17 protein-coding genes and 2 pseudogenes are annotated in these 20,068 nt (G+C 64.5%); 6 read left to right on the top strand and 13 right to left on the bottom strand.

Annotation, left to right across the window (positions count from 1 at the left end):
- Positions 1–79 precede the first annotated feature (79 nt).
- Together ACF3NH_RS20330 and ACF3NH_RS20325 are read right to left on the bottom strand one after the other, a co-directional pair.
- Complete coding sequence (locus ACF3NH_RS20330; RefSeq protein WP_422925504.1) at positions 80–1,063, bottom strand: AAA family ATPase; 984 nt, start codon at positions 1,061–1,063, stop codon at positions 80–82.
- Between the two features lie 583 nt (positions 1,064–1,646).
- Positions 1,647–2,298: pseudogene (locus ACF3NH_RS20325) on the bottom strand (IS5 family transposase); the annotation flags it as partial.
- A gap of 188 nt (positions 2,299–2,486) precedes the next feature.
- On the opposite strand from ACF3NH_RS20325, the gene ACF3NH_RS20320 reads away from it, so the two are divergent.
- A complete protein-coding gene (locus ACF3NH_RS20320) occupies positions 2,487–3,518 on the top strand; it encodes an IS110 family RNA-guided transposase (protein WP_073140731.1) in 1,032 nt (343 codons plus the stop codon).
- Between the two features lie 342 nt (positions 3,519–3,860).
- Positions 3,861–5,200, top strand: a pseudogene (locus ACF3NH_RS20315) (IS701 family transposase).
- Positions 5,201–5,458: 258 nt separating this feature from the next.
- Here ACF3NH_RS20315 and ACF3NH_RS20310 read toward each other — a convergent pair.
- From ACF3NH_RS20310 to ACF3NH_RS20300, 3 genes are all read right to left on the bottom strand, one after another.
- Positions 5,459–6,181, bottom strand: coding sequence for a hypothetical protein (locus ACF3NH_RS20310; RefSeq protein WP_422925502.1), 723 nt, complete (start codon positions 6,179–6,181; stop codon positions 5,459–5,461).
- Positions 6,178–6,843, bottom strand: coding sequence for a ParA family protein (locus ACF3NH_RS20305; RefSeq protein WP_422925500.1), 666 nt, complete (start codon positions 6,841–6,843; stop codon positions 6,178–6,180). The genes ACF3NH_RS20310 and ACF3NH_RS20305 overlap by 4 nt, the downstream gene beginning before the upstream one ends.
- Positions 6,844–7,195: 352 nt before the next feature.
- Positions 7,196–7,423 (bottom strand): P-loop NTPase family protein, encoded by a 228-nt coding sequence (locus ACF3NH_RS20300; protein ID WP_422925498.1) that lies wholly within the window; start codon positions 7,421–7,423, stop codon positions 7,196–7,198.
- Between the two features lie 264 nt (positions 7,424–7,687).
- On the opposite strand from ACF3NH_RS20300, the gene ACF3NH_RS20295 reads away from it, so the two are divergent.
- Both ACF3NH_RS20295 and ACF3NH_RS20290 read left to right on the top strand, forming a co-directional pair.
- A protein-coding gene (locus tag ACF3NH_RS20295; protein ID WP_422925496.1) for an IS5 family transposase occupies positions 7,688–8,445 on the top strand; the annotation gives its coding sequence in 2 pieces (ribosomal slippage) (positions 7,688–8,027 and positions 8,027–8,445; 759 coding nt in all).
- Between the two features lie 506 nt (positions 8,446–8,951).
- Complete coding sequence (locus tag ACF3NH_RS20290) at positions 8,952–9,149, top strand: transposase (protein ID WP_422925494.1); 198 nt, start codon at positions 8,952–8,954, stop codon at positions 9,147–9,149.
- A 691-nt stretch (positions 9,150–9,840) separates the two neighbouring features.
- On the opposite strand, the gene ACF3NH_RS20285 is transcribed toward ACF3NH_RS20290, so the two are convergent.
- The 6 genes from ACF3NH_RS20285 to tnpA form a co-directional block, all read right to left on the bottom strand.
- Positions 9,841–10,917 (bottom strand): IS5 family transposase, encoded by a 1,077-nt coding sequence (locus tag ACF3NH_RS20285; RefSeq protein WP_422922157.1) that lies wholly within the window; start codon positions 10,915–10,917, stop codon positions 9,841–9,843.
- Between the two features lie 733 nt (positions 10,918–11,650).
- The gene (locus tag ACF3NH_RS20280) at positions 11,651–12,850 is read right to left on the bottom strand and encodes an IS256 family transposase (RefSeq protein ID WP_422921854.1); all 1,200 of its coding nucleotides are present in this window, start codon (positions 12,848–12,850) and stop codon (positions 11,651–11,653) included.
- Between the two features lie 449 nt (positions 12,851–13,299).
- Positions 13,300–13,899, bottom strand: coding sequence for a plasmid pRiA4b ORF-3 family protein (locus ACF3NH_RS20275; protein WP_422925492.1), 600 nt, complete (start codon positions 13,897–13,899; stop codon positions 13,300–13,302).
- Positions 13,896–15,488, bottom strand: coding sequence for an IS66 family transposase (gene tnpC, locus ACF3NH_RS20270; RefSeq protein WP_422925490.1), 1,593 nt, complete (start codon positions 15,486–15,488; stop codon positions 13,896–13,898). Before tnpC ends, ACF3NH_RS20275 begins: the two co-directional genes overlap by 4 nt.
- A gap of 60 nt (positions 15,489–15,548) precedes the next feature.
- Positions 15,549–15,896, bottom strand: coding sequence for an IS66 family insertion sequence element accessory protein TnpB (gene tnpB / locus ACF3NH_RS20265; protein ID WP_422925488.1), 348 nt, complete (start codon positions 15,894–15,896; stop codon positions 15,549–15,551).
- Positions 15,893–16,297, bottom strand: a complete 405-nt coding sequence (gene tnpA, locus ACF3NH_RS20260; protein WP_422925486.1) for an IS66-like element accessory protein TnpA — start codon at positions 16,295–16,297, stop codon at positions 15,893–15,895. The genes tnpB and tnpA overlap by 4 nt, the downstream gene beginning before the upstream one ends.
- Positions 16,298–16,482: 185 nt before the next feature.
- On the opposite strand from tnpA, the gene ACF3NH_RS20255 reads away from it, so the two are divergent.
- Both ACF3NH_RS20255 and ACF3NH_RS20250 read left to right on the top strand, forming a co-directional pair.
- Positions 16,483–16,989 (top strand): transposase, encoded by a 507-nt coding sequence (locus ACF3NH_RS20255; protein WP_422925484.1) that lies wholly within the window; start codon positions 16,483–16,485, stop codon positions 16,987–16,989.
- A 4-nt stretch (positions 16,990–16,993) separates the two neighbouring features.
- Complete coding sequence (locus tag ACF3NH_RS20250; RefSeq protein WP_422925482.1) at positions 16,994–17,308, top strand: transposase; 315 nt, start codon at positions 16,994–16,996, stop codon at positions 17,306–17,308.
- 115 nt (positions 17,309–17,423) lie between these two features.
- Here ACF3NH_RS20250 and ACF3NH_RS20245 read toward each other — a convergent pair.
- Positions 17,424–18,369 (bottom strand): IS630 family transposase gene (locus ACF3NH_RS20245; protein ID WP_198368402.1). Its coding sequence is split into 2 segments (ribosomal slippage): positions 17,424–18,030 and positions 18,029–18,369, totalling 948 coding nucleotides; the frame shifts between segments, so codons are not numbered across the junction.
- Positions 18,370–18,487: 118 nt separating this feature from the next.
- A complete protein-coding gene (locus tag ACF3NH_RS20240; protein ID WP_422925480.1) occupies positions 18,488–19,414 on the bottom strand; it encodes a replication protein RepA in 927 nt (308 codons plus the stop codon).
- Positions 19,415–20,068: the final 654 nt, after the last annotated feature.

Raw genomic sequence — 20,068 nt, 5'->3', positions numbered from 1 at the left:
TGGTTCGCTCTCTCCACCGCCTTCGAGGTGCAGATGGGGACGGTTGCGTGGGGCACGGGCCATGGAGGTGGGAATCAGATCACAAGGCGGCAGCCTTGCGCTCCCTGAGGGCAGCGACCAGCATCTCGGTGCTGATCGCCTCCGAGTCGGCGAGCACGGCTACCTTGGCCGCCTCATCAGCGGCGCGGGCGATCTCGGCTTGGCTGAGGCCTGATGCCATCTCGAGAATTGGTGACCAATCCAAGTTCCCCAGCTTGAACGTCGCCAAATGTGCTTCGGCAATGCCCCGCGTCACCTCCGGGCTCGGCATCCCATAGGTGATCACATCATCGAATCGCCGAAAGAGCGCCTTGTCGAGCAGCTCAGGGTGGTTGGTCGCGGCGACGATTACGCTCGCGCTGTCGTCGTTCTCCAGAAACTGAAGGAACGAGCTCAGGACACGGCGGATCTCGCCCACATCATTGGTCCCAGCCCGCTGGGCACCGATCGCATCGAACTCATCGAAGAAGTAGACGCCACGCTGCGCGGCGATCGCCTCGAAGATCAAGCGCAGCCGCGACGCCGTCTCACCCATCAGCTTCCCGATGAGGCCATCATAGACGACCGTGAAAAGTGGCAGTTTGAGCTCACCGGCAAGCGCCGCGGCAGTCATCGTCTTGCCCGAACCAGGTGGCCCGACCAGCAAGAGCTTTCGGCGCGGCGCCAGACCACGGGCGCGCAGACGGAGCTGCTGCCGCTGTTCGGTGAGCACCCGCGCCAGTCGCCCATGAAGTTCTGTGGGCAGCACCATGCTGCTGAGTCGAAGGTCCGAGTAGCGCGCGGCTAGCAGGCTGGAGAGCTCGCCTTTTGGTCGGGCGAGCGGAACAGCGCCGGAGCTACGGCGTTCGGCCGCCTCGGGCTTTTCCCGAGCGGTGTCGATCAGCCCCTGCAGCTGCTGCGCGAGCTTCCCATGGCCCTGGCGTGCCTCATGCGCTGCCAGCTGCGTCGCGACCGAGAGGAAGCGGTCCTCGTCGCCGGCGACGTGGCTTTGCAGCAGAGCAACTATGTGGCGCGCCGTTGTCATCGACCTATGGTACTGTCAGAGATGAAAGATCAAAACCATAAGCGAGGTCGTTCCCCCCTGTATCGTGAAAAAGATGGCACTCCAAACTCTTCCTTAGTTGCGCTGAAGGACGGACTTACCTGAAGAGCCCTTCCCCGCCCCACGCGGTAGGTGCGACTGCGCGCTGAGGCTGTATCTGGCAGGAGGCCTCCCCGGGGCTGGTCTCTGCTCTGCATACGATGGGGGTGGTTTGCCTCAGCCCCGGCCACCGCACATTCAGGCAGCCGCCGCGCGCAGCTCCCCCGGCTTGGGTTGAGCTTACAGCGAGTTCACCGAACGCGCGATCTCCTAGCGCAACGTCACCTCCTTCTACCGTGCGAGCTCCAGGCGCCGCCGTCTCCATGAGCAGCCGCGCCTTCATCTCCAGCGAGTAATTTCGGCGCCGTTCGCCACGCGTGACGATCTCCACCCGCTCCATCGCCACAGTGCCCGCACCAGTGCTAGCACCTGCGCCATTCAGCATCCCCGCCATCACCATACCTCCGCGATGGCCTACCTCTCAGTCATGCCATCCTCACGCAAGAAGGGTGCTGGAACGGCGCTTACATTCGATCAGGTGGCGCTGTGCGTAGAGATGCTTGTCGAGAGGATGTTTGCGGGCGCGGGACGGGTTGTTCGGGATGACAGCCAAGGCGCCCTTGCTGGCGATGGCCTGGCGCAGGCGATCGGCATCGTAGGCAGCGTCGGCCATGACCATCTGGGCGGGCAGGCCTTCTATGAGGGCGTAGGCCTGCGGGCAATCGCCGCGCTGGCCACCCGTCAGGACGAAGCGCACCGGCGCGCCCAGGCCTCTCACGGCCATGTGGATCTTGGTGCTCAGCCCGCCGCGGGAGCGGCCAAGGGCCTGATCTTCAGACCCCCCTTTTTGGCGCCGGCGGCGTGCTGGTGGGCCCGGATGATGGTGCTGTCGACGATCAGATACTCGAAGTCGGGATCGTCCGACATCGCCTCGAAGATGCGCCGCCAGACGCCTTTCTGGCTCCAGCGGCTGAAGCGGCGGAAGACGCTGTTCCAGTCGCCGAAGACGTCCGGCAGGTCGCGCCAGGGAGAGCCTGTGCGCACGATCCACAACACACCTTCGACGAACATCCGGTTGCCCGACCGGTCGAACCCTTCTGGTCAGGCCGCCCGATGATCAGCGGCGCCATCCGCTCCCACGCCGCGTCGCTCAACACCAATCGGTCCAACACGCCCAAGAAAACCTCCTGAAAGGTCCCTTTGAATCACGCCTTACACCCTTCGGGAATCCCTAGAGTCCACACAACCTAGATGCCGTAATGGGCCGGCCGCCTGGGCTTGGGCGGTAGGGCGGCTGTCCCTCAGAGTGATGGTGTGTGGAACGGGGTCCGAACGGGTCGGCCCCAGGCATCATCGAGGGACAGCCATGGAGTACTATGCCGGGATCGACGTATCGCTGAAAGACAGCAGCGTGTGCGTGGTGGATGGCGGCGGCAAGATCGTGCGCGAGGCCAAGGTTGCGAGCGAGCCGGAGGCGCTGATCGCCTGGTTTGGCGGCCTCGGCCTGGAGGTGGCGCGGATCGGGCTGGAGGCCGGTCCCTTGTCGCAATGGCTCCATGCCGGGCTGAGCGAGGCGGGGTTTGAGGCGGTGCTGCTCGAAACCCGCCACGTGAAGGCGGCGCTTTCGGCCATGACGGTGAAGACCGATCGGAAGGATGCACGCGGCATCGCCCAGCTGCTTCGGATGGGCTGGTACCGCCCGGTGCATCGGAAGTCGCCCGGGGCCCAGGAGGTGCGCGCGCTGCTGGTCGGACGCAAGCTGCTGCAGAGCAAGCTGCGGGATGTTGAGCTCAGCATCCGCGGCATTCTGCGGGGCTTCGGCTTCAAGGTAGGCGAGGTCAGCAAGGCAAAGTTCGCAGCCCGGATCCGGGAGCTCGCAGCCGGCCATGAGATGCTGGAGACGGTCACCGGCGCGATGCTGACGGCGCGAGAGGGTCTGCTGGCGGAGTTCATGCGGCTGCACCGGCGCATGCTGGCGATCGTGCGCGCTGATGAGGTCTGTCGGCGGCTGATGACGGTGCCAGGCGTGGGGGCGCTGGTGTCGATCACCTTCAGGACGGCGGTGGACGATCCGCGCCGGTTCAGTTCATCCAAGGCGGTAGGCGCGCATTTCGGGCTCACGCCGAAGCGCTACCAGTCGGGCGAGACGGACGTGACCGGTGGGATCAGCAAGGTGGGCGACGCCATGGTGCGCACCGCACTCTATGAGGCCGCCAATGCGGTGCTGAGCCGCCCGACGCGCTTCTCCGCGCTCAAGCGCTGGGCGATGGAGGTTGCCAGGCGCCGGGGCCTGAAGCGGGCCAAGGTGGCGCTGGCCCGTAAGCTCGGGAGCGTCCTCCATCGCATGTGGGCCGATGGCACGGAGTTCCGCTGGGGCAAGGAGGCGCAGGCAGCCTGATACAGCGCGGAGAGGATGGAGCTTCGGGCAGGACGGGTCAGTCCGATCCTGCTCGTCTGAGGTCCCGTCGCCGGGACGCGGGAGGCAGTGAGGCCGGGAGTAGTGCTGTGGAAACCCCCTGGGGCGAACCACGCGTCTTAGATTGGCCCGCTGGCTCCTTTCTGACCGCATGATGTGGCGGCCTCGTGCCGACCACGGACGGAAGCATGACACCGGCGACGTGGTACTCACTCGAGGGGCTTGACGCCCGAAGGCCCATTACGGAAGCACTACTTTGGCAGGCTGCTGCGAACCGATAGGCTTGCTGCTGGTTCTGTTCGGCGTGTTGGCCGAGGTAGTGCCATGGCAAGATCGCTGGACTGGCGGACAACGCTGGAGCGCTGGCTGGTGCCGTTTCTGACGGTTCTGGAGCATCCAGCACGACAGGCCATGTGTCCGCTCTACGTGGCCGGGCTGATTGGCCCGGGCGATCGCAAGAGCACGCAACCCATGGCGGAGCGGCTGGGGCAGCCGAGCCATGATGCCCTGCACCACTTCATCTCGGCAGGTGTCTGGGACGCGGCACCGCTCGAGGCGACGCTGCTCCGTGAGGTCGACCGCCTCGTTGGTGGCCCGGCCTGGCTGGTAGTGGATGACACGGCGTTGCCGAAGAAGGGCCGGCACTCGGCTGGCGTCGCCCCACAATACGCATCGGCTCTCGGCAAGAACGCCAACTGCCAGACGCTGGTCTCGCTGACCCTCGCGGCTGGCGAGGTGCCAGTGCCGGTCGCGCTGCGCCTGTTTCTGCCCGACAGCTGGACGAACGACACGGCCCGCATCGAGAAGGCTGGCGTACCCGACGTGTGGCGCACCCCACGGACCAAGCCGGAGATCGCGCTGGCTGAGATCGACCGGGTGTTGGCTGCCGGCGTGCGGTTTCGGGCTGTGTTGGCTGATGCCGGGTATGGCCTGAGTGCGCCGTTCCGGCAGGGCTTGAGCGACGTGGCCTGTTCTGGGCGGTTGGCATTCCACGTCAGCAGAAAGTCTATCCCGCCGACGTGCAACTGATCTTTCCCATCGCGGGCCACGGCCGGCCACGACAGCGGCACATCCCTGATACCTTGTCAGCCGCTGCTGAAACGCTGCTCAGCGGTGCAGATTGGCGGCAGGTCAGCTGGCGTCGCGGCAGCAAGGGCAAGCTGAGCGCGCGCTTTGCCGCTCAGCGCATCCGGGTGGCCGACGGGCCACCGCAGCGGATCCGGGATGGCGGCGGTCAGCACATGCCCGGCGAAGAGGCTTGGGTGATCGGCGAGCACCGTGCATCGGGCGAACGGAAGTACTACCTGTCCAACCTGCCTGCCAGCGTGAGCCTGCGTAGCCTTGCGGCGGCCATCAAGGCGCGCTGGGTGTGCGAACAGGCGCATCAGCAGATGAAGGAAGAACTTGGCCTCGATCACTTCGAGGGACGCTCCTGGACAGGCCTGCATCGACACGCGCTCATGACGATGCTTGCCTATGCCTTCCTGCAGCACCAGCGCCTGACCGCCGCGGCGAAGCGGGGGGAAAAGGCACGTCGGCCCACCACCAGATCCGAGCCTGCCCGCCGTGCGTCACGCCATCATCGCTCACCTGCTGCAGATGAACCAGGCGCCGCCGCCAAGACGATGTCCGCATTGCCGACGCTTGCTCTCGCTGCCGCCTAAACGCCGCCTGCCAAAGTAGTGGTAGGCGGCGATGGCCTTGAGCCAGAACTCAAGACCCTGCCCTCAGAGTGACCTGCCTGCTTACACAAGTGATAGGCCCGGGCGGTCCGCTCGGGGTCGCTGACCTCCTTGCGATATCCGGCCTCATGCGCTCAGGGATTCGTGGCACCGCACCCGCGATTTAGGTCCTGCCACCATCCGTGATAGCTTCCAAGTCTTTGACAGGCAAAAGCAGAGGAGCGCCATTTAAAATGCACGCTAACCTTTCGGTCTCAGTACATCTAATTGGGCATTTAGGTCCGCGATCTCCTGATCAAGCTTAGCCAGCCGCGCAGCGACGCCTTCACGCTCCGTCAGAAGGGCATTCCGGCGCGTTTCGATTCCAACTAGATTGACCTTGGCTGACGGCTCGGATGCGTGCTCGATCAAGATGCGCGGGATTTTGTGCTTCCGAAGCTCAGCCTTGACCGCGACGATTTCAGCCCGCGTTACATCTGCCCGTAGAAGGCCACGCTTTTTGACGAGGTCCTGCCCTTCTGAAGGCATAGTGCTGATTTCATACAGCAGCGTATAGGACGGTGATCTCTCCAGTGGGATGCGCAGGTCTTCTGCGAGTTCGGCCGCCCGTCGCAATTTGGTAGCCACGCTATCAGAGAACGGGAACAGCCGCTCGCTACCTTTCCGGAGCGCGAGGTATTCGTCTGGAGACAAAGTCCGAGACAGGTCCAGCAGCGTCCGGCCGATCAGAAGAGCAGCAATCTGTGCTTTACCCCACTGGTCAAGGATGCGTGTACGGGCTTCGACCACCTTCCGGAGAGTGTCTTCGGAAACCCGCAGGCCGGAAAAAATATCCGCCACGATATCTCGGCCAACGTCCGAGACAGCCGCCAGCGCTTTGCCCTGATTGCGACGGTCATCGCCGGCCAACAGATTCATCTCCTCAGCACCAGCACGCTTCTTAAGAGACGGCAGCTTGCTCACAAACCTAGCTCCCGGCGGACATGCCTCCATACGTCCTGCATGACCTCGCCCCCTCTAGATCTGTCGTAGTCCACCACAGCCAGCCCAGACGCGAATGGACTAGCGATATCCTCTAAAAGCGGCACCTCAACGGGAGCTACCCGACCATGGCGGTTCAGAGCCGAGCGGGCCGAGGCAAACGATCTCGTGCGCCGATTGGCCTTATTCAGCACGAACTCGCCACGCGCCCCGCTTTCAGAAAGGGTTGTCCAATAAGGGACCACGCTCTCTAAATCGTCTGTGGACGCGCTAGTGGGCAGCAGGACGTAATCAGCCTGTCGGCACAGGCTGATCATATCCGCGAGCCCATGCTCAATACCGGGCGCCGTATCGACGATGGCGAGATCGCGCCCTGTCAGGTCCAGGCTCGCCCACTCCTCCACCGAAGAAGCGATCACCTCACACCTGACAAGCTGGGGGAATTTCTCGCGGGCGGCTTCACGGCGGTCCGCCCATTTTTTGAATGTGCGCTGCGCGTCCTGATCAACACCGACCACGTCCAGGCCCGCTTGGCGAGCGGCAACGATTAAGTTGCGACTAAGGGTACTGCGTCCACAGCCGCCCTTTGACCCGCCAAGAACCAGCACCTTGCACCGCTTCGGCGGCACTTTCTTCGCAGCCATCGCACACTCCCATGCACATTGACGCACCATCGCAGAGCCGCAGCTTAGTGACAATTCGGATCCCGAGTTTTCCCTCGGGAAAATAGGTCCGAAACGATACCAAAATTCTGGGCAATAGGGCGGTCGGTCGGCGTATGGCGCGACAATCTGGGCGCGAACAGTGCGGCGATTGGCGTAATCGGCTGAGGCTGCAGCGGATAGATGATTGTCCTGGAGCGTCCACTGCGGCAAGGAGTTTCCGCAGCTGCGCGGCGGTCAGAATGAGGTGTTGTCGTGCGGGAGGGGAGGGATAGACGGCCCGGCCCGCGCTTCCGTTCAATGGCGGCGCGACTTCGAAGCTTCCGGCGTATCTTCAAGATTGTAGCGTGGTGTATAAAGCCGCCACTGCGGAGAGGGTCATGGCCTGTCCCAGTAAGATCGGGCGCCATCCCCCGAAAGGCTGAATTATGGCGATGGGCGACGTTTGGCGCTCATGGCGGGTGGCAACGAGTTCAAAGATGACGCTGGTCTCTGACTGATCCTGGGAGACGTAGGCGGTCTCGTCGAAGATCCATAGGCGGTACTGGTCCAGCTTGGGCATGGCAGCGTCAAGTTGTAGATCGCGACGTGTAGCCTAAAGCCTCTGCAGCAGGTCGGTGGTGAGCGTGAACAGCACGAGGCTGAGTACAGCCGCAAGGTGGACTAGCCAGTGCTGGTGGGTCGAACGCCAGTATGTTGACCGTGCCACCAGCTGTAGCCTGCGGCGGAGCCGTAACCTACGACTCGCTAGGATCAGGACCCATTAAATTACTTGTCGTGAGGGGCATGGGCTGATTCACTGCGCCACTCATTGATGGCGGCGCGCGTGACTGAACTGTTCTGGCTGACGGATGCCCAAATGGAGCGGCTCAAGCCGTTCTTCCCGCTCTCCCATGGCAGACCAAGGGTTGATGATCGGCGCGTGCTGAGCGGGATCATCTTCGTCAATCGCAACGGCCTGCGCTGGCGTGATGCGCCACCAGCCTATGGGCCGCCCAAGACGCTCTATAATCGCTGGGTTCGGTGGAGCAGGATGGGCATCTTTGCCCGAATGCTGAAGGTCCTTGCCGAACAGGCCTGTGATCCCTCGACGGTGATGATCGATGCAACCCATCTCAAGGCCCACCGCACAGCTGCCAGTCTGCGCGGTAAAAAGGGGGCGGCAGACGGCTCATTGGACGCACCAAGGGCGGCCTGAACTCAAAGCTGCATGCCCTGGCCGACGCCAAGGGCCGGCCCCTCAACCTGTATCTGAGTGCCGGTCCAACGAGCGACTATATCGGCGCCCGGGCGCTGCTGCCTTCGATGCCCAAGGCCCAAGTGCTGCTGGCTGATCGAGGATACGACGCGGACTGGTTCCGCGACGCCCTGGCGCAGCGAGATATTGTCGCCTGCATCCCCGGCCGACAAACACGCAAGATCCTCATCACCCATAATGCAGCGCTGTATCGGCAGCGCCACAAGATCGAAAACGCATTCGCCCGCCTCAAAGACTGGCGCCGCGTCGCCACCCGCTATGACCGCTGCGACGATATCTTCCTCTCTGCATGCGCTCTCGCCGCTATGGTTATCTTCTGGCTATGAGCCCTGACCCTAAGCATCGAGACGGCCTCGAGGTCGAAGTTTTCGAGTCTCATGCCCGCCGGCAGACGCGTATCTGAAGGTGGCGCTGGACGCGCCGGTTGGCGCGATCGGCCAGTTCATGCTCTGTCAAGGCGGCGAGGCAGTGGGCAGTGGGCCATCCCCCCTTGCCGGCGCCCGCGGCGAAGTCGGGCAAGATATGCTTCATGGCCAGCGCCGATCGGTCCGGAGGCGGTCATGCGACATCTCCCTGTGGATGGTGAGGACGTCGTTGTAAACTCTAACGGTTGGATGGCGGCGACCACGCCGGGTAGGAGGGATACCGGGCATATTTAGGAGGCGCCCTGCTTCTGGGAGGACCTCGAGCACACCGTCCAGGTCCTGAACTACTATGAGGGACGCTGCCTTTTAGCCTTATGGAGCTCGAATGGGCGGCCCATGTAGGCTAAACATGAGCTTGCTCCTTTAATGCCCCGACAGGGTCTCGCGCTTCCGTAAGGGGCAGGCTAGTGACTGTGTCTGTGACTGATGCTTCGTCCAAGGTGGCGGTCATCCCTTCCGTCCAGCGCCGCCGGAGATGGTCACCGGCCGAGAAGGTCCGCATGGTCGAGAAGGCCTACGCGCCGGGCGCCTCGGTAAGCTTGCTGGCCCGGCGGCATGGAGTTAAATCCGAACCAGTTCTTCTCCTGGCACCGCTTGACGGCTGAGGGGGCCTGCACCGCGGCCGCTGCAGCACCAGTCCGCGAACTGCATAGGCTGCTTGGCAAGAAGTCGCTGGAGGCGGAGATCCCAGATGCCCAGACCATCCTGCAGTTACTCTCAGCCGGGTTCGCCCATTACAACGGGGTTCATCCTCATCGCGCGCTGGGATACCGTTCCCTACGCCCGTTCATTCGTGCCACGCTAACAGCCTGACCCTGTCCGAGCATTCAGGAACAAAAACAAAACCCTACGTCCACCATCGGCAGCAGATCATAGGACCTAGACGCCAGAGCTCATCAGCCACATCTTGTGCTAACATCAGACGGGTACGCCGCCGTTCTAGCTTCGCATCGAAGCTCTCAAGGGAACCGCAGGACGGCTTAAGTTCTACCCCGTGGAAGGCCTGTTCCAGCCGGATGTCGCCCGACACCTCGAGTTGCGCCACATTCTTGCGCTAGCGGACAAGGACTTCGAACGGAGAACCAACGTTCTTGCCTGGTAATAGGGGAACACGACCGCGCCCATTTTGCAGCCAGCCGAGTCCGTTGAGGTGGGCTGGATACCTCCAGAAACCCTGCGGCTTCGGCGGATGATGTTGGTTTGAGGCTGCCGGTGCTTCAGGGATGCGGATGCGCGTGCCCATCTGGTGGACGGAGCCGCTCAGTCGATGGCGGCGGCTTGCCTACTTGCGTGCCGCTACGACGTCGCGGGCTTGCTGCTGAGCCAGACGAACCGCTTGAGGTTATAGGCGAGATTGGCGAGGCCGATCTTCACCCGTGCCCTGGCGATGCCGATGGTGCGCACGACCAGCGCCATCGGCCCCTTCTGCCGGGCAAAGACGTGTTCGACCGCGGAGCGCACGGCCGACTTGCGGGCATTGGCCCGTCGCGTCCTTGCCGCCATCGGCCGCCCCGGGGGCTTCTTGCGGTGGATGCGCGAGACCATGCCACGCTCAGCCAGCCAGGCCTCGTTCTTCGCTGAGCGATAGGCGGTATCGGCCCAGACATCGCTGGCGGTGTTGCCGGCATCGACCACCTCCGCCAGCCGCGCCCCGTCATGGGCGGCCGCATGGCTCGCGGTCCAGCCGCGGATCAGGCCGTGCCGGCGATCGATCGCGACGTGGTTCTTGTACCCGAAGGCCGGAACCGCGAGATCGACCTGCGGGGTGCCATCCTCGCGCGGCCTGGCCTTGGAGAACTTCACCGTCCAGCGCGCGTCGCGGTCCTTCTGGCGCAGCTTCGCAGGCATCTCCGCCCAGCCCTCAGGGATCTTGCCCGCCTTGATCGCCGCCCGCTCGGCCTCGGTGTTGCGCTGCTTCGGTGCGGCGACGATGGTCGCATCCACGATCTGCCCGCCCATCGCCAGGTAACCCGCGGCACGCAGCGTGGCGTCGAACCGCGCGAACAGCCGCTCCACCGCGCCGGCCCGCTTCAGCGCCTCGCGGAACGCCCAGATCGTGTTGGCGTCCGGCACCGGGTCGGCCAGCGCGAGGCCGAGGAAGCGCATGAAGGACAGGCGGTCCTTGATGAGGTACTCGCAGCGCTCGTCGGACAACCCGTGCATCGCCTGCAGCAGCAGGATCTTGAACATCAGCACGTGATCGAAGGCGGGGCGGCCACCCTTCGTGCCGTCCGCGCGCGGCACGGCCTGCTCCAGCTCGGCGCGGAACATCGTGAAATCAACCAGCGCGACGATCCGCTCGAGGTCATCGCCCTTGGCCGACAGCTCCCGCAAACGCTCCTCCACATCGAAGAACCCAGGCTGCCGAACCATCGCCTTCCCTCGCGCTGATCCGCGTCAGTGAATCAGCCGAACGGCATCAAGGCGAGGGGTTTCTGGAGGCGTCCGGCTTGGTCCGGATCGTCTGTAAGAAGGGAGCCCGAGGCGGCTAGAGCACCTTATGGTCTAATAAGGGCCGTCCGGGGACTCTTCCAGGCAAGAGGCATCCTCCAAGCCGGGGACTTTTCCAGGAAGGGAGCAACCTGAGCACCGCCTCGAATCACCTGACAAGATAACTGGGGACGAATCTGGTCAGATTAGGAGGCGAGCAGATTAGGACGGACCAAAGTATGAGGCGGTAAAGTTCCTCAAGCCGGCGATTGAAGCGGGATCCGTACCTCTTCAGGAAAGGTGAAAATCTGGCCTTTGGTACGCTGTCAAACTTGGCCAGTCGGCGCTTTGAGAAGCTCTAGAAGCTTTCGATTCCATTGATGTGGACGCCGCCCTCAGCGAACTAGTCGTCCCGGTGCCGGGTCCTGTTGTGCTTAGCGAAGCCTGCTTCCACCAAGCCGTCGTAGCCCTTCCAGCCATCGAAATGGATGCTGGCGGGGAGAGCGACCTTACCCGGATGATGGCGTACAGCGCTGATTTGGAACAGTTTCTGACGATGTTGGCATGCACCCGCCGCGCTCAAGGGTGCCGAAGACAGGCGTCATGCGCCCGGCGCCGGATCGTGTCCCACCCTGTGGTGTAGGAGCGGCGCTCCTCAGCGGGCTGAGCCGCGGTGTCAGGCTGCCGCGGCGGGCAGGCTGACGGGGGCAGTATCGCTCACAGCGCCGATGGTCTCCAGCGTCATGTAGCGCGACCGCTGTGTGGCCCATTCGTCGGACTGCTCGAGGAGCAGAGCGCCGACGAGCCTGGTGATGGCGGCTTCGTTGGGGAAGATGCCGACGACGTCGGTGCGCCGCTTGATTTCGCCGTTGAGGCGCTCGATGGGGTTGGTGCTGTGGAGCTTGGCGCGGTGCTCCCGCGGGAAATCCATGAAAGCCAGCACGTCCTCCTCGGCCGCATCCATCAGGCTGGCGAGTTTCGGCACCCTGGGGCGGAGCTGGTCGGCCACGGATCGCCACTGGGCATGGGCGGCCGCGGCATCGGCCTCGGCATAGGCGGTGCCGATCCAAGCCGAGACGATGCGGCGCTGGGTCTTGCCCGCATGGGCGGCGGCGTTTCGGCCGAAATGCACGCGGCACCTTTGCCATGTGGCCCGGAGCACCTTGGCCACTGCGGCCTTGAGGCCCTCATGGGCGTCGGAGATGACCAGCTTGACGCCGCGCAGGCCGCGCCGGGTCAGGCCGCGGAGGAAGTCCGTCCAGAAGGTCTCCGCCTCGGAGGCGCCGACCGCCATGCCGAGCACCTCGCGGCGTCCGTCACTGTTGACGCCTACCGCGATGGTGACCGCGACCGAGACAATGCGGCCAGCCTCGCGCACCTTCACGTAGGTGGCGTCGAGCCACAGGTAGGGCCAGTCGCCCTCGATAGGGCGGCCCAGGAAGTCCTGCACCCGGCCGTCGATCTCGGCGCAGAGCCGGGAGACCTGGCTCTTGGAAATGCCCTCCATCCCCATGGCCCGGACCAGGTCGTCCACCGAGCGCGTGGAAATGCCCTGGACATAGGCCTCCTGGATGACTGCCGTCAGCGCCTTCTCCGCCAGCCGCCGAGGCTCCAGGAAAGCCGGGAAGTAGCTGCCCTTGCGGAGCTTGGGGATGCGAAGCTCCACCGTGCCGGCTCGGGTCTGCCAATCCCGCTCGCGATAACCGTTGCGCTGGTTCACCCGCTCGGCGCTGCGCTCGCCATGCCCCGCACCGCAGCGGCCGTCCGTCTCCAGCTCCATCAGCCGCTGGGCGGCAAAGCCGATCATCTCCCGCAGAAAAGTCGCGTCAGAGCCCTTCTCCAGAAGCTCGCGAAGGGCAATCCTCTCGTCGGTCATCGTGGCGTCCTTGCGTCAGAGTTGCGTGTTGCAACACAACCCTACCGAGGATCACCGCGATGGCCGCCCTAACTTGGGCGGCTGCCTCCTACACCACCACCCGGGGCACGACCCGGCGCCGCGGACACGGCTAGGGCCGAAGAAGCTTTCATCGAATTCCACCTTCGCCAGCGAAGGGACAGTCGCGGGTGGCGATCCCCCATGCGTTCGCAGAAAGGGTAAGAGGCGCAGGGTCGTCTTGCGTTCCAAGCCGGAGAGTTCGATGCCTGAGAGGCGGTCAGATCGGCGCGGAAGAAGCGCAGGATCGGAAGGAATTTGGCCTCTCAGAGCCTGTTTGAGCGTATCCATACGGCCAAGGCCGCGGATGCCGAGGTCAGGTGGTGGGCGGCGTTCGCCGCTACCGGTCGGGGCTGAGCTCCTCGGGGGTGCCGATCCTGGGAGGGCCGTGATCAGCTTGCTGGCTTGCGCCTGACGGCTGGTTTGCGTGACCATGCCTTGGCGAGGTCCGCGACGGCCTTCGCATGCTCGTCGATGTCGATCTTGGCTGGGTCGAATGGCTCGCCCGCCCCCTCGCTCATCTCAGCATGGTTCTCGTGCTTTGGATCGGCGATGGCCTGGAGGAATTCAGCGTAGCCCCAGGGACCACCAACGTCCTCGGGCGGGCAGCGTCCGGTCGCGTCGATCAGGAGCGGGTATGTGAGGCCCGGCGCGACCTCCGTGACGCGCTCGATCTTGACCGTGTGCTCCCAGCCATCACCGAAGTCGTAGAGGTACTTCAGCGTCTTCGCACCGGTGTCCTCGAGGACATCGACGAGGCGTGCCTTGCGCGCATCGAGAGGGCCTCCGCCCCAGTCCGGGTCGGGCATGCCCCAGCCCACATCGCGGGCCCGGATTTCGTAGAGATGGCTGTTGGTCCAGCCCATTGCGGCCTGGAGGACGAGGTGCAGGCGATCGAGGCGGATCGTCAGCGGCACCTCGACCCGGCGCAGGACCACGGGCTTGACCTCATCGAGGGTGATCTTGAGAGGGGCAATGCTGTTGCTGGTCATGCCGCCACCTTCCGTCGCTGCATCTCCCGCGCCCAGTTCCAGGGCATCAGCTCATCCAGTTTCGAGAGGGGATGGTCGGCGATCCTGGCCAGCATATCGGCAAGCCAGGCACGCGGGTCGACGTCGTTCAGCTTGGCCGTGGCGACGAGGGAGTACATGGCGGCAGCACGCTCGCCACCGCGGTCGCTTCCCGCAAAAAGCCATGCCTTTCGGCCCAGAGCCACACCGCGCAGCTCGCGTTCGGCTGCATTATTCGTCAAGCAGATCCGGCCATCGGTCAGGAACCGGGTGAACGCGTCCCAGCGCTTGAGCATGTAATCCATGGCCTTGGCGAGGTCGGCATGCCGCGACAGCCTGCCGCGTTGCTCACGCATCCAGACCTCGAGCTCGGCCGCCAGAGGCGCGATGTGCTCGCGACGCACGGCAAGGCGCTGTTCGGCCGGCAGCCCGTTGATGGCGCGCTCGGCATCAAAGATCGCGTCGATCCGCCGCACCGCCTCGGCCGCGAGTGGTGCGCGAGCAACCTCGGCGAGCTTGAACAGTTTGCGCCGGCCATGGGCCCAGCACGTTGCCTCGGTGATCGGGCCGGGCTTGCGTCCCGCTTCGTAGAGATTGTTGAACCCGGCATAAGCGTCCGCCTGCAGGATCCCCGTGTATCCGGCCAGGTGTCGGTTCGGGTGCTCGGCCGTGCGGTCCCGCGAATACCGGAACATCGCCGCCGGTGGTGCCGGCCCGGCAAAGGGCCGGTCGTCGCGCACATAGGTCCAGAGGCGGGCCGTGACGGTCTTGCCGCGGGCCATGAGCGGGACGGTGGTGTCGTCGCCATGCAGGCGTTCCGCCGCCAGGACATGGGCATCGATCCGCGCCACCAGAGGCGCCAGCATGGCCGTGCAGGTGCCGACCCAGTCGGCCATGGTGGAGACGCTCAGTTCAACCCCTTCGCGGGCAAAGGTCTCGCTCTGGCGGTTCAGCGGCAGGTGTTGGCCGAACTTGGCCTCCAGGATCATCGCCAGCAGGTTCGGCCCGGCCCGTCCGCGGGCGATGGGGTGGAATGGTGCCGGTGGCTGTGTGATGGTCTCGCAGGCGCGGCAGCTGAGCCGCTCCCGCACGGTCTGGATCACCTTCCAACTCCGGGGCACCACCTCGAGCGTCTCCGTGATGTCCTCGCCCAGCTTGGCGAGCTTGCCGCCGCAGCAGGGGCAGGCAGAGGGCGACGGGAGCACCACCCGCTCGCGCGGCAGATGGGCCGGCAGGGGCGCGCGAACGGGCTGGCGGCGCGGCGGGAGGCCGGCGCGATCGCCGCTCCCCTGCCTGCCGGTCTCGTTCCCGGTCTTGGCCGCGTCCTCGCTGGCGGCCGTGACCAGCTCGTCGAGCTCGAGTTCCAGCTGGTCGAGCAGCTTGCGGCCGCGCTCGGAGGAGGCGCCGAACCGGTCATGCTTGAGCTTGGCGATCAGCAGCTTGAGATGCGCCACCATCGCCTCGGCGCCCGAGGCACGCGCCTCGGCCTCGCGGCGCGCCAGTTGTTCGGCCGCAAGGGCGGCGCGCAGGGCGGCGACATCATCGGGCAAGGCGTCCGGCGTGGGTGTCACGCCGTGGATGGAATCACAGATCCGCGCCTGGCTGGTAGTCGAAATGCGTGCCGATCTGCCTTATCCCGCGACCTCCGGGCGCCATGTCCGTTGTGGGTTCCGCCAGTCGATCCCGTCGAGCATGTAGGCGAGTTGGGATCCCGAGATCACCACAGAGCCATCCGCCGGCGAGGGCCAGATGAACCGCCCGCGCTCCAGCCTTTTCGCGTAGAGCGACATACCGACCCCGTCGTGCCAGACGACCTTGAGCAGGTCACCTCGGCGCCCACGAAAGACGTAGAGATCACCGGCATAGGGATCACGCCCCAGCGACTGCTGCACCTGCAGCGCCAAGCCATTCATGCCGCGCCGCATGTCGGTGTGGCCCACGGCCAGCCAGACCCGCACACCCGTAGGAACCGGGATCATCCGCGCAACGCCGCCACCACGCGCCGCAGCACCGCCGAGCCGATCTCCTCGCCCACCCGGATCACCGTACCATTCGGCAGAGTAATCTCGATCCGCCCTCCACCAACCTCGCATCTCGCCCCGTCCGGGCCAGAGGGCGCTGAGGACGCGGCTGGCACACTCCCGCGCGGGGCGGGCACATCCGCCGTCACCTGCACCGGCACGAACATCGGCACCGGCTCGGGCGCCAGCGCCCCCTCCCGCACCTGCGTGCGCCAAGTCCACAGCACGCTCCGGCTCACCTCGTGCCGCCGCGCCACCTCAGCGAAGCGCGCCCCGGGCTCCCCGGCCTCCGCCACGATCCGCAGCTTGTCCTCAAGCCGCCAACGACGCCGCCGTTCAACCCCGGTGATGATCTCCATGCCTCGCTACCCCGATCTTAAAGACGCTCCTACGAACGTCGCTAAGATCAGAAGACAGGTTCAGCCGAGAGACGAAAGGCGGCCGTCGGCGGATGGGTACGTTTGAGCGGCCCTCTGTCGTCCGTCCCCATCTACTCCTGAGGTGAACACCATGAACCGCCTGGCGGGGCGGAAAGGTGGGAGAGATGTGGACGGAGCGGCATCGGGCACGCCATGCGGCGCGCCTGAAGCACATGGTATCGAGCTACGCAGTGCGCGAGGTGGCAGACTGGCTGGAGCGGGCCGATCCACCGAACAGCGATGGCGCGACACCAACCCTTGCCGTGGTGCAGGCCATTGCGTGGCACCTGCGGGTAGGCGGCGGATGGCGGGCGCTGCCACCGGGCATGCCGCCGTGGCGCACGGTGTACGGCTGGTTCCGACGTTGGCAGGCCTTGGGCCTGTTTGGGCGCATGATGCGCGATCTGGCCCGGCTGCGCCGTCGCGCGGCAGGCCGCAAAGCCGATCCGAGACTGGCGATCATCGATACGCAAACGGTGAAGTGCATCCCGGTGCGTGGACCACGCGGCTTCGATGCCGCCAAGCGGACGTTGGGGCGCAAGCGGGTGGCCATGGTGGATGCTGACGGCAACTGGCTGGCCATCGCGGTCGTCCCGTCGAAGGCAGTGCCTCCGACCGGTCCAGGAGCGTGACACCTTGCCTGCGCTCGACGAGGGCAAGGCAGCCTGGCCAAGCCTGCGCGTGGCGATCCTCGACGGTGCCTTCACCGCCGAGCGCTGCCGCCTCTGGTCCAACCTGCACGGCATGCGCCACGAGGTCGTCACTCGCGCGCCCGATCAAAAAGGCTTTGCTGTGCTACCCAGGCGCTGGGTGGTCGAGCGATCCTTCGGCTGGCTAATCCACTGGGGCGGTCTGCTGCGTGACCGCGCCGGTCGCCTCGACGTCGCAGCCGCCCGCATCGCCTGCGCCGCCGTTTTCGCCGCCACCGAGGCCCTCATCAACCCACTCTGATCCCGCTCAAACAGGCTCTGAGATGCGCGCGTGGCACAAATAGCGATTTCTCTGAACCATCACAGCACCTTAGCAGATGCTCAGACTATCTAATCTGGACTAGAGCATTTTCCATCTACTCCGGCTCATATCCGGCGGCGGTGAAGTAGTTGGCGCATTCTGCTGGTGTGAAGGCATCGAGGAGTTGGCCGATGGTGGCCCAGAGCCCGTCCAGGGTGCGCTCCGCCGCCTTGCGCAGGAGCGCCTTCAGCTTGGAGAAGGCATTCTCGATTGGATTGAAGTCCGGCGAGTAGGGCGGAAGGAACAGCAGGGACGCACCCGTGGCCTCGATAGCCCGGCGGGCCTCGTGGCGCTTATGCGCAGCCAGGTTGTCCAGGATGACGGTGTCGCCGGCGCACAGGGTTGGACAGAGGACCTTCTCGACATAGGCCTGGAAGGCCTGCGCGGTCATGGGCCCATCGAGCAGCATAGGCGCGGTCAGGCCTGTGAGGCGGAGACCGGCGACGAAGGTGGTGGTCTTCCAATGTCCGTGCGGCACGCCTGCACGCAGGCGCTCGCCACGTGGGGCACGGCCCCGCAGTCGCGCCATCTTGGTGCTGGCACCGGTTTCATCGATGAACACCAGGCGATCAGGATGAAAGTCAGGCTGCCGATCGAACCAGGCTTCGCGGGCCGCGGCGATGTCCGGCCGGTCCTGCTCGGCGGCGTGCGCGGTTTTTTTTGAAGGTGATCGCCCGTGCCGCGAAGAAGCGCCAGAGCGTGCCAATCCCCGCCGAGAGGCCGCGCTCGTCATGCAGCCGCTGCTGCATCTCGCGGAGGGTAATGAGGGGCCTGACGGCGACCAGGTCGAGCAGGAAATCGGCCTGCCCATCAAGCTTGGAGCCTCTGGGCTGCCCCTGGCGGCGTGCCGCCGTCTCACCCTCATCCCGCGCTCGCCGTACCCACACAACGGCTGTTGCCACACCCACTCCGAAATGGGCTGCGGCCTGCCGTGCCGACATCCCGCGTGCCGTTGCGTCGAGCACACGCGTCCGGAGATCCTGGCTGTAGGCTCGGGCCATCCTGTCCTCCCTCGCAGGAGGAAAAGCGAATCACATCCCGCCGCAGAAGGGAATCCTCTTCTGAATCGGTGAACGCGGAAACTGCTCTAGACCCTCGGGGACTTTTCCAGGTGCACTCCTATCGGAGTGCCCGCTCCGGCACCGGCGGATGGGAAGGATGGAGCACCAAGCCGCGCTCCTCTAGGTCCACCTTGGCATCCGGATAGACGGCCAGTGAGAGCTTGAGATTGTCTAGGAATGTTACTCGGAAATTGTCCATGCGGGTCACGCCGTTACCAAACTGAGCCTTGAGGGCTGTCCAAGAAACAGGGGTGGGCTTGTTCAGGACGTGGAGACGGTAGGCGAGCCAAGCGTAGATATCTAATGCTACGGAGTTGTTGTTGATGGCTCTGATGGCGGCCTCCTGGACTGGAACGGGATGCCGTTGCAAGAGATCGAAGAAGACTTCGCTCAGCCGGGCAGTTTCGACGAACAGACTCCCTTGCTTTTCGTTGGCGTCGCTGCTCGGCACGAAGAGGGCGGTATCAACCACGTTCTGATTGACCAATCCGACCTTGCCTTGGCCCTGCTGTATATGGAAGGTGAACCGGCATCTTGAGATTCGTTCCGCTTGGTCGCGCACATCACGCTGGGATTTCCCACCTTGGGGAATGCCCATCCGTTGAAGCCACTCTCTCAGACTCCCTCCGAGCTCGATTTCTCGGCTCTTCGTGCGGATAGCCGTGGACTGGAGATATAAGAAAATCAGCCGGGCACGTGACCCGTAAGCAACGCCGGAAGGGACGAAGCTACGTCCGTCTGGGCCGAGCTTGGAGCCAGGCTCTACGATCAAGGAGATCCGTTCGCTATGGATCTGCCAGCTCTGGCCGTCGGGAAGTCGCCGGTGGGGCAGGGCGGCTTGACACCATCCGGAGTAGAGGAAGCCGATGCCCGCCTCCTCGTCGCTCATAAACTGGCTCGCGGCCTCGACGACCTTGCGATCGACGTCAGCCTGAAGCGCCGCCTTCTTGCCTCCATGCTCGATGAGCTGATGCACCGTTCCCATAGACACGCTTCATGCCCCAGGCAGGGGGGCTTCGTCACCGGGGACTTTTCCAGGGAGTGTTAGTAGCTAGAGATATTTGATAAAACTCTATTAGTAAGGCCTGTTAGAGTCCCCGGGACAACTCCTGTTAAGACTTTGATTCTCCGTTCCGACGGCGGCGGCCCCTCCTGGAAAAGTCCACACGTGACCCTGGAAAAGTCCCCACTCGGCCTGTGGGCGGCTGAACGGTTTCGCCTGGAAAAGTCCCCACTAGAGAGGCCGCGAATCGGGGAGCGATAATCGCCCGCTCACCAGGATCCAGGGTCTGATGACCCATTGCCCGTGCTCAACTTCTTTGATCCATCATCCTCGCCAATCGGATCGTCAGATCCTTCGGGAGGAGGCCCAATTACGCAGGCGACCTACCCAGGCTTAGAATTCCATGAATCTCTGCCCGGCTCGACAGCGCAGTGGACGTGCTGGTTGTCTTCCAGACCGCCGACGCACGGACATCGAGCGCCACCTGATACGATTGACAGGATGGCACTATCATTGCCTAGACCCGTCAGTATGGACGTCGTTGTTACGCCGACAAGGCAGCTTCCGGCAGACATCTTCGATGCCATCGGCGGGGCCGGCGACCGGACGTGACAACTGGGTCGAGCTCGCGAAGCT

The sequence above is a fragment of the Pseudoroseomonas sp. WGS1072 genome (assembly GCF_049340465.1).
Taxonomy (GTDB): Bacteria; Pseudomonadota; Alphaproteobacteria; order Acetobacterales; family Acetobacteraceae; genus Pseudoroseomonas.
The sequence above is the reverse complement of the archived record's forward strand: the minus strand, read 5'-3'. Positions and strand labels throughout refer to the sequence as shown.

What these genes read in the sequence shown, in the direction of transcription:
- tnpB (WP_422925488.1), bottom strand. Translation starts at nt 15,896, where the DNA reads ATGATCCCGGTTCCTACGGGTGTGCGGGTCTGGCTGGCCGTGGGCCAC.
- ACF3NH_RS20300 (WP_422925498.1), bottom strand. Translation starts at nt 7,423, where the DNA reads ATGCCCAAGCTGGACCAGTACCGCCTATGGATCTTCGACGAGACCGCC.
- ACF3NH_RS20275 (WP_422925492.1), bottom strand. Translation starts at nt 13,899, where the DNA reads ATGACCAGCAACAGCATTGCCCCTCTCAAGATCACCCTCGATGAGGTC.
- ACF3NH_RS20330 (WP_422925504.1), bottom strand. Translation starts at nt 1,063, where the DNA reads ATGACAACGGCGCGCCACATAGTTGCTCTGCTGCAAAGCCACGTCGCC.
- ACF3NH_RS20305 (WP_422925500.1), bottom strand. Translation starts at nt 6,843, where the DNA reads ATGGCTGCGAAGAAAGTGCCGCCGAAGCGGTGCAAGGTGCTGGTTCTT.
- ACF3NH_RS20255 (WP_422925484.1), top strand. Translation starts at nt 16,483, where the DNA reads ATGTGGACGGAGCGGCATCGGGCACGCCATGCGGCGCGCCTGAAGCAC.
- ACF3NH_RS20320 (WP_073140731.1), top strand. Translation starts at nt 2,487, where the DNA reads ATGGAGTACTATGCCGGGATCGACGTATCGCTGAAAGACAGCAGCGTG.
- ACF3NH_RS20280 (WP_422921854.1), bottom strand. Translation starts at nt 12,850, where the DNA reads ATGACCGACGAGAGGATTGCCCTTCGCGAGCTTCTGGAGAAGGGCTCT.
- ACF3NH_RS20285 (WP_422922157.1), bottom strand. Translation starts at nt 10,917, where the DNA reads ATGGTTCGGCAGCCTGGGTTCTTCGATGTGGAGGAGCGTTTGCGGGAG.
- ACF3NH_RS20240 (WP_422925480.1), bottom strand. Translation starts at nt 19,414, where the DNA reads ATGGGAACGGTGCATCAGCTCATCGAGCATGGAGGCAAGAAGGCGGCG.
- tnpA (WP_422925486.1), bottom strand. Translation starts at nt 16,297, where the DNA reads ATGGAGATCATCACCGGGGTTGAACGGCGGCGTCGTTGGCGGCTTGAG.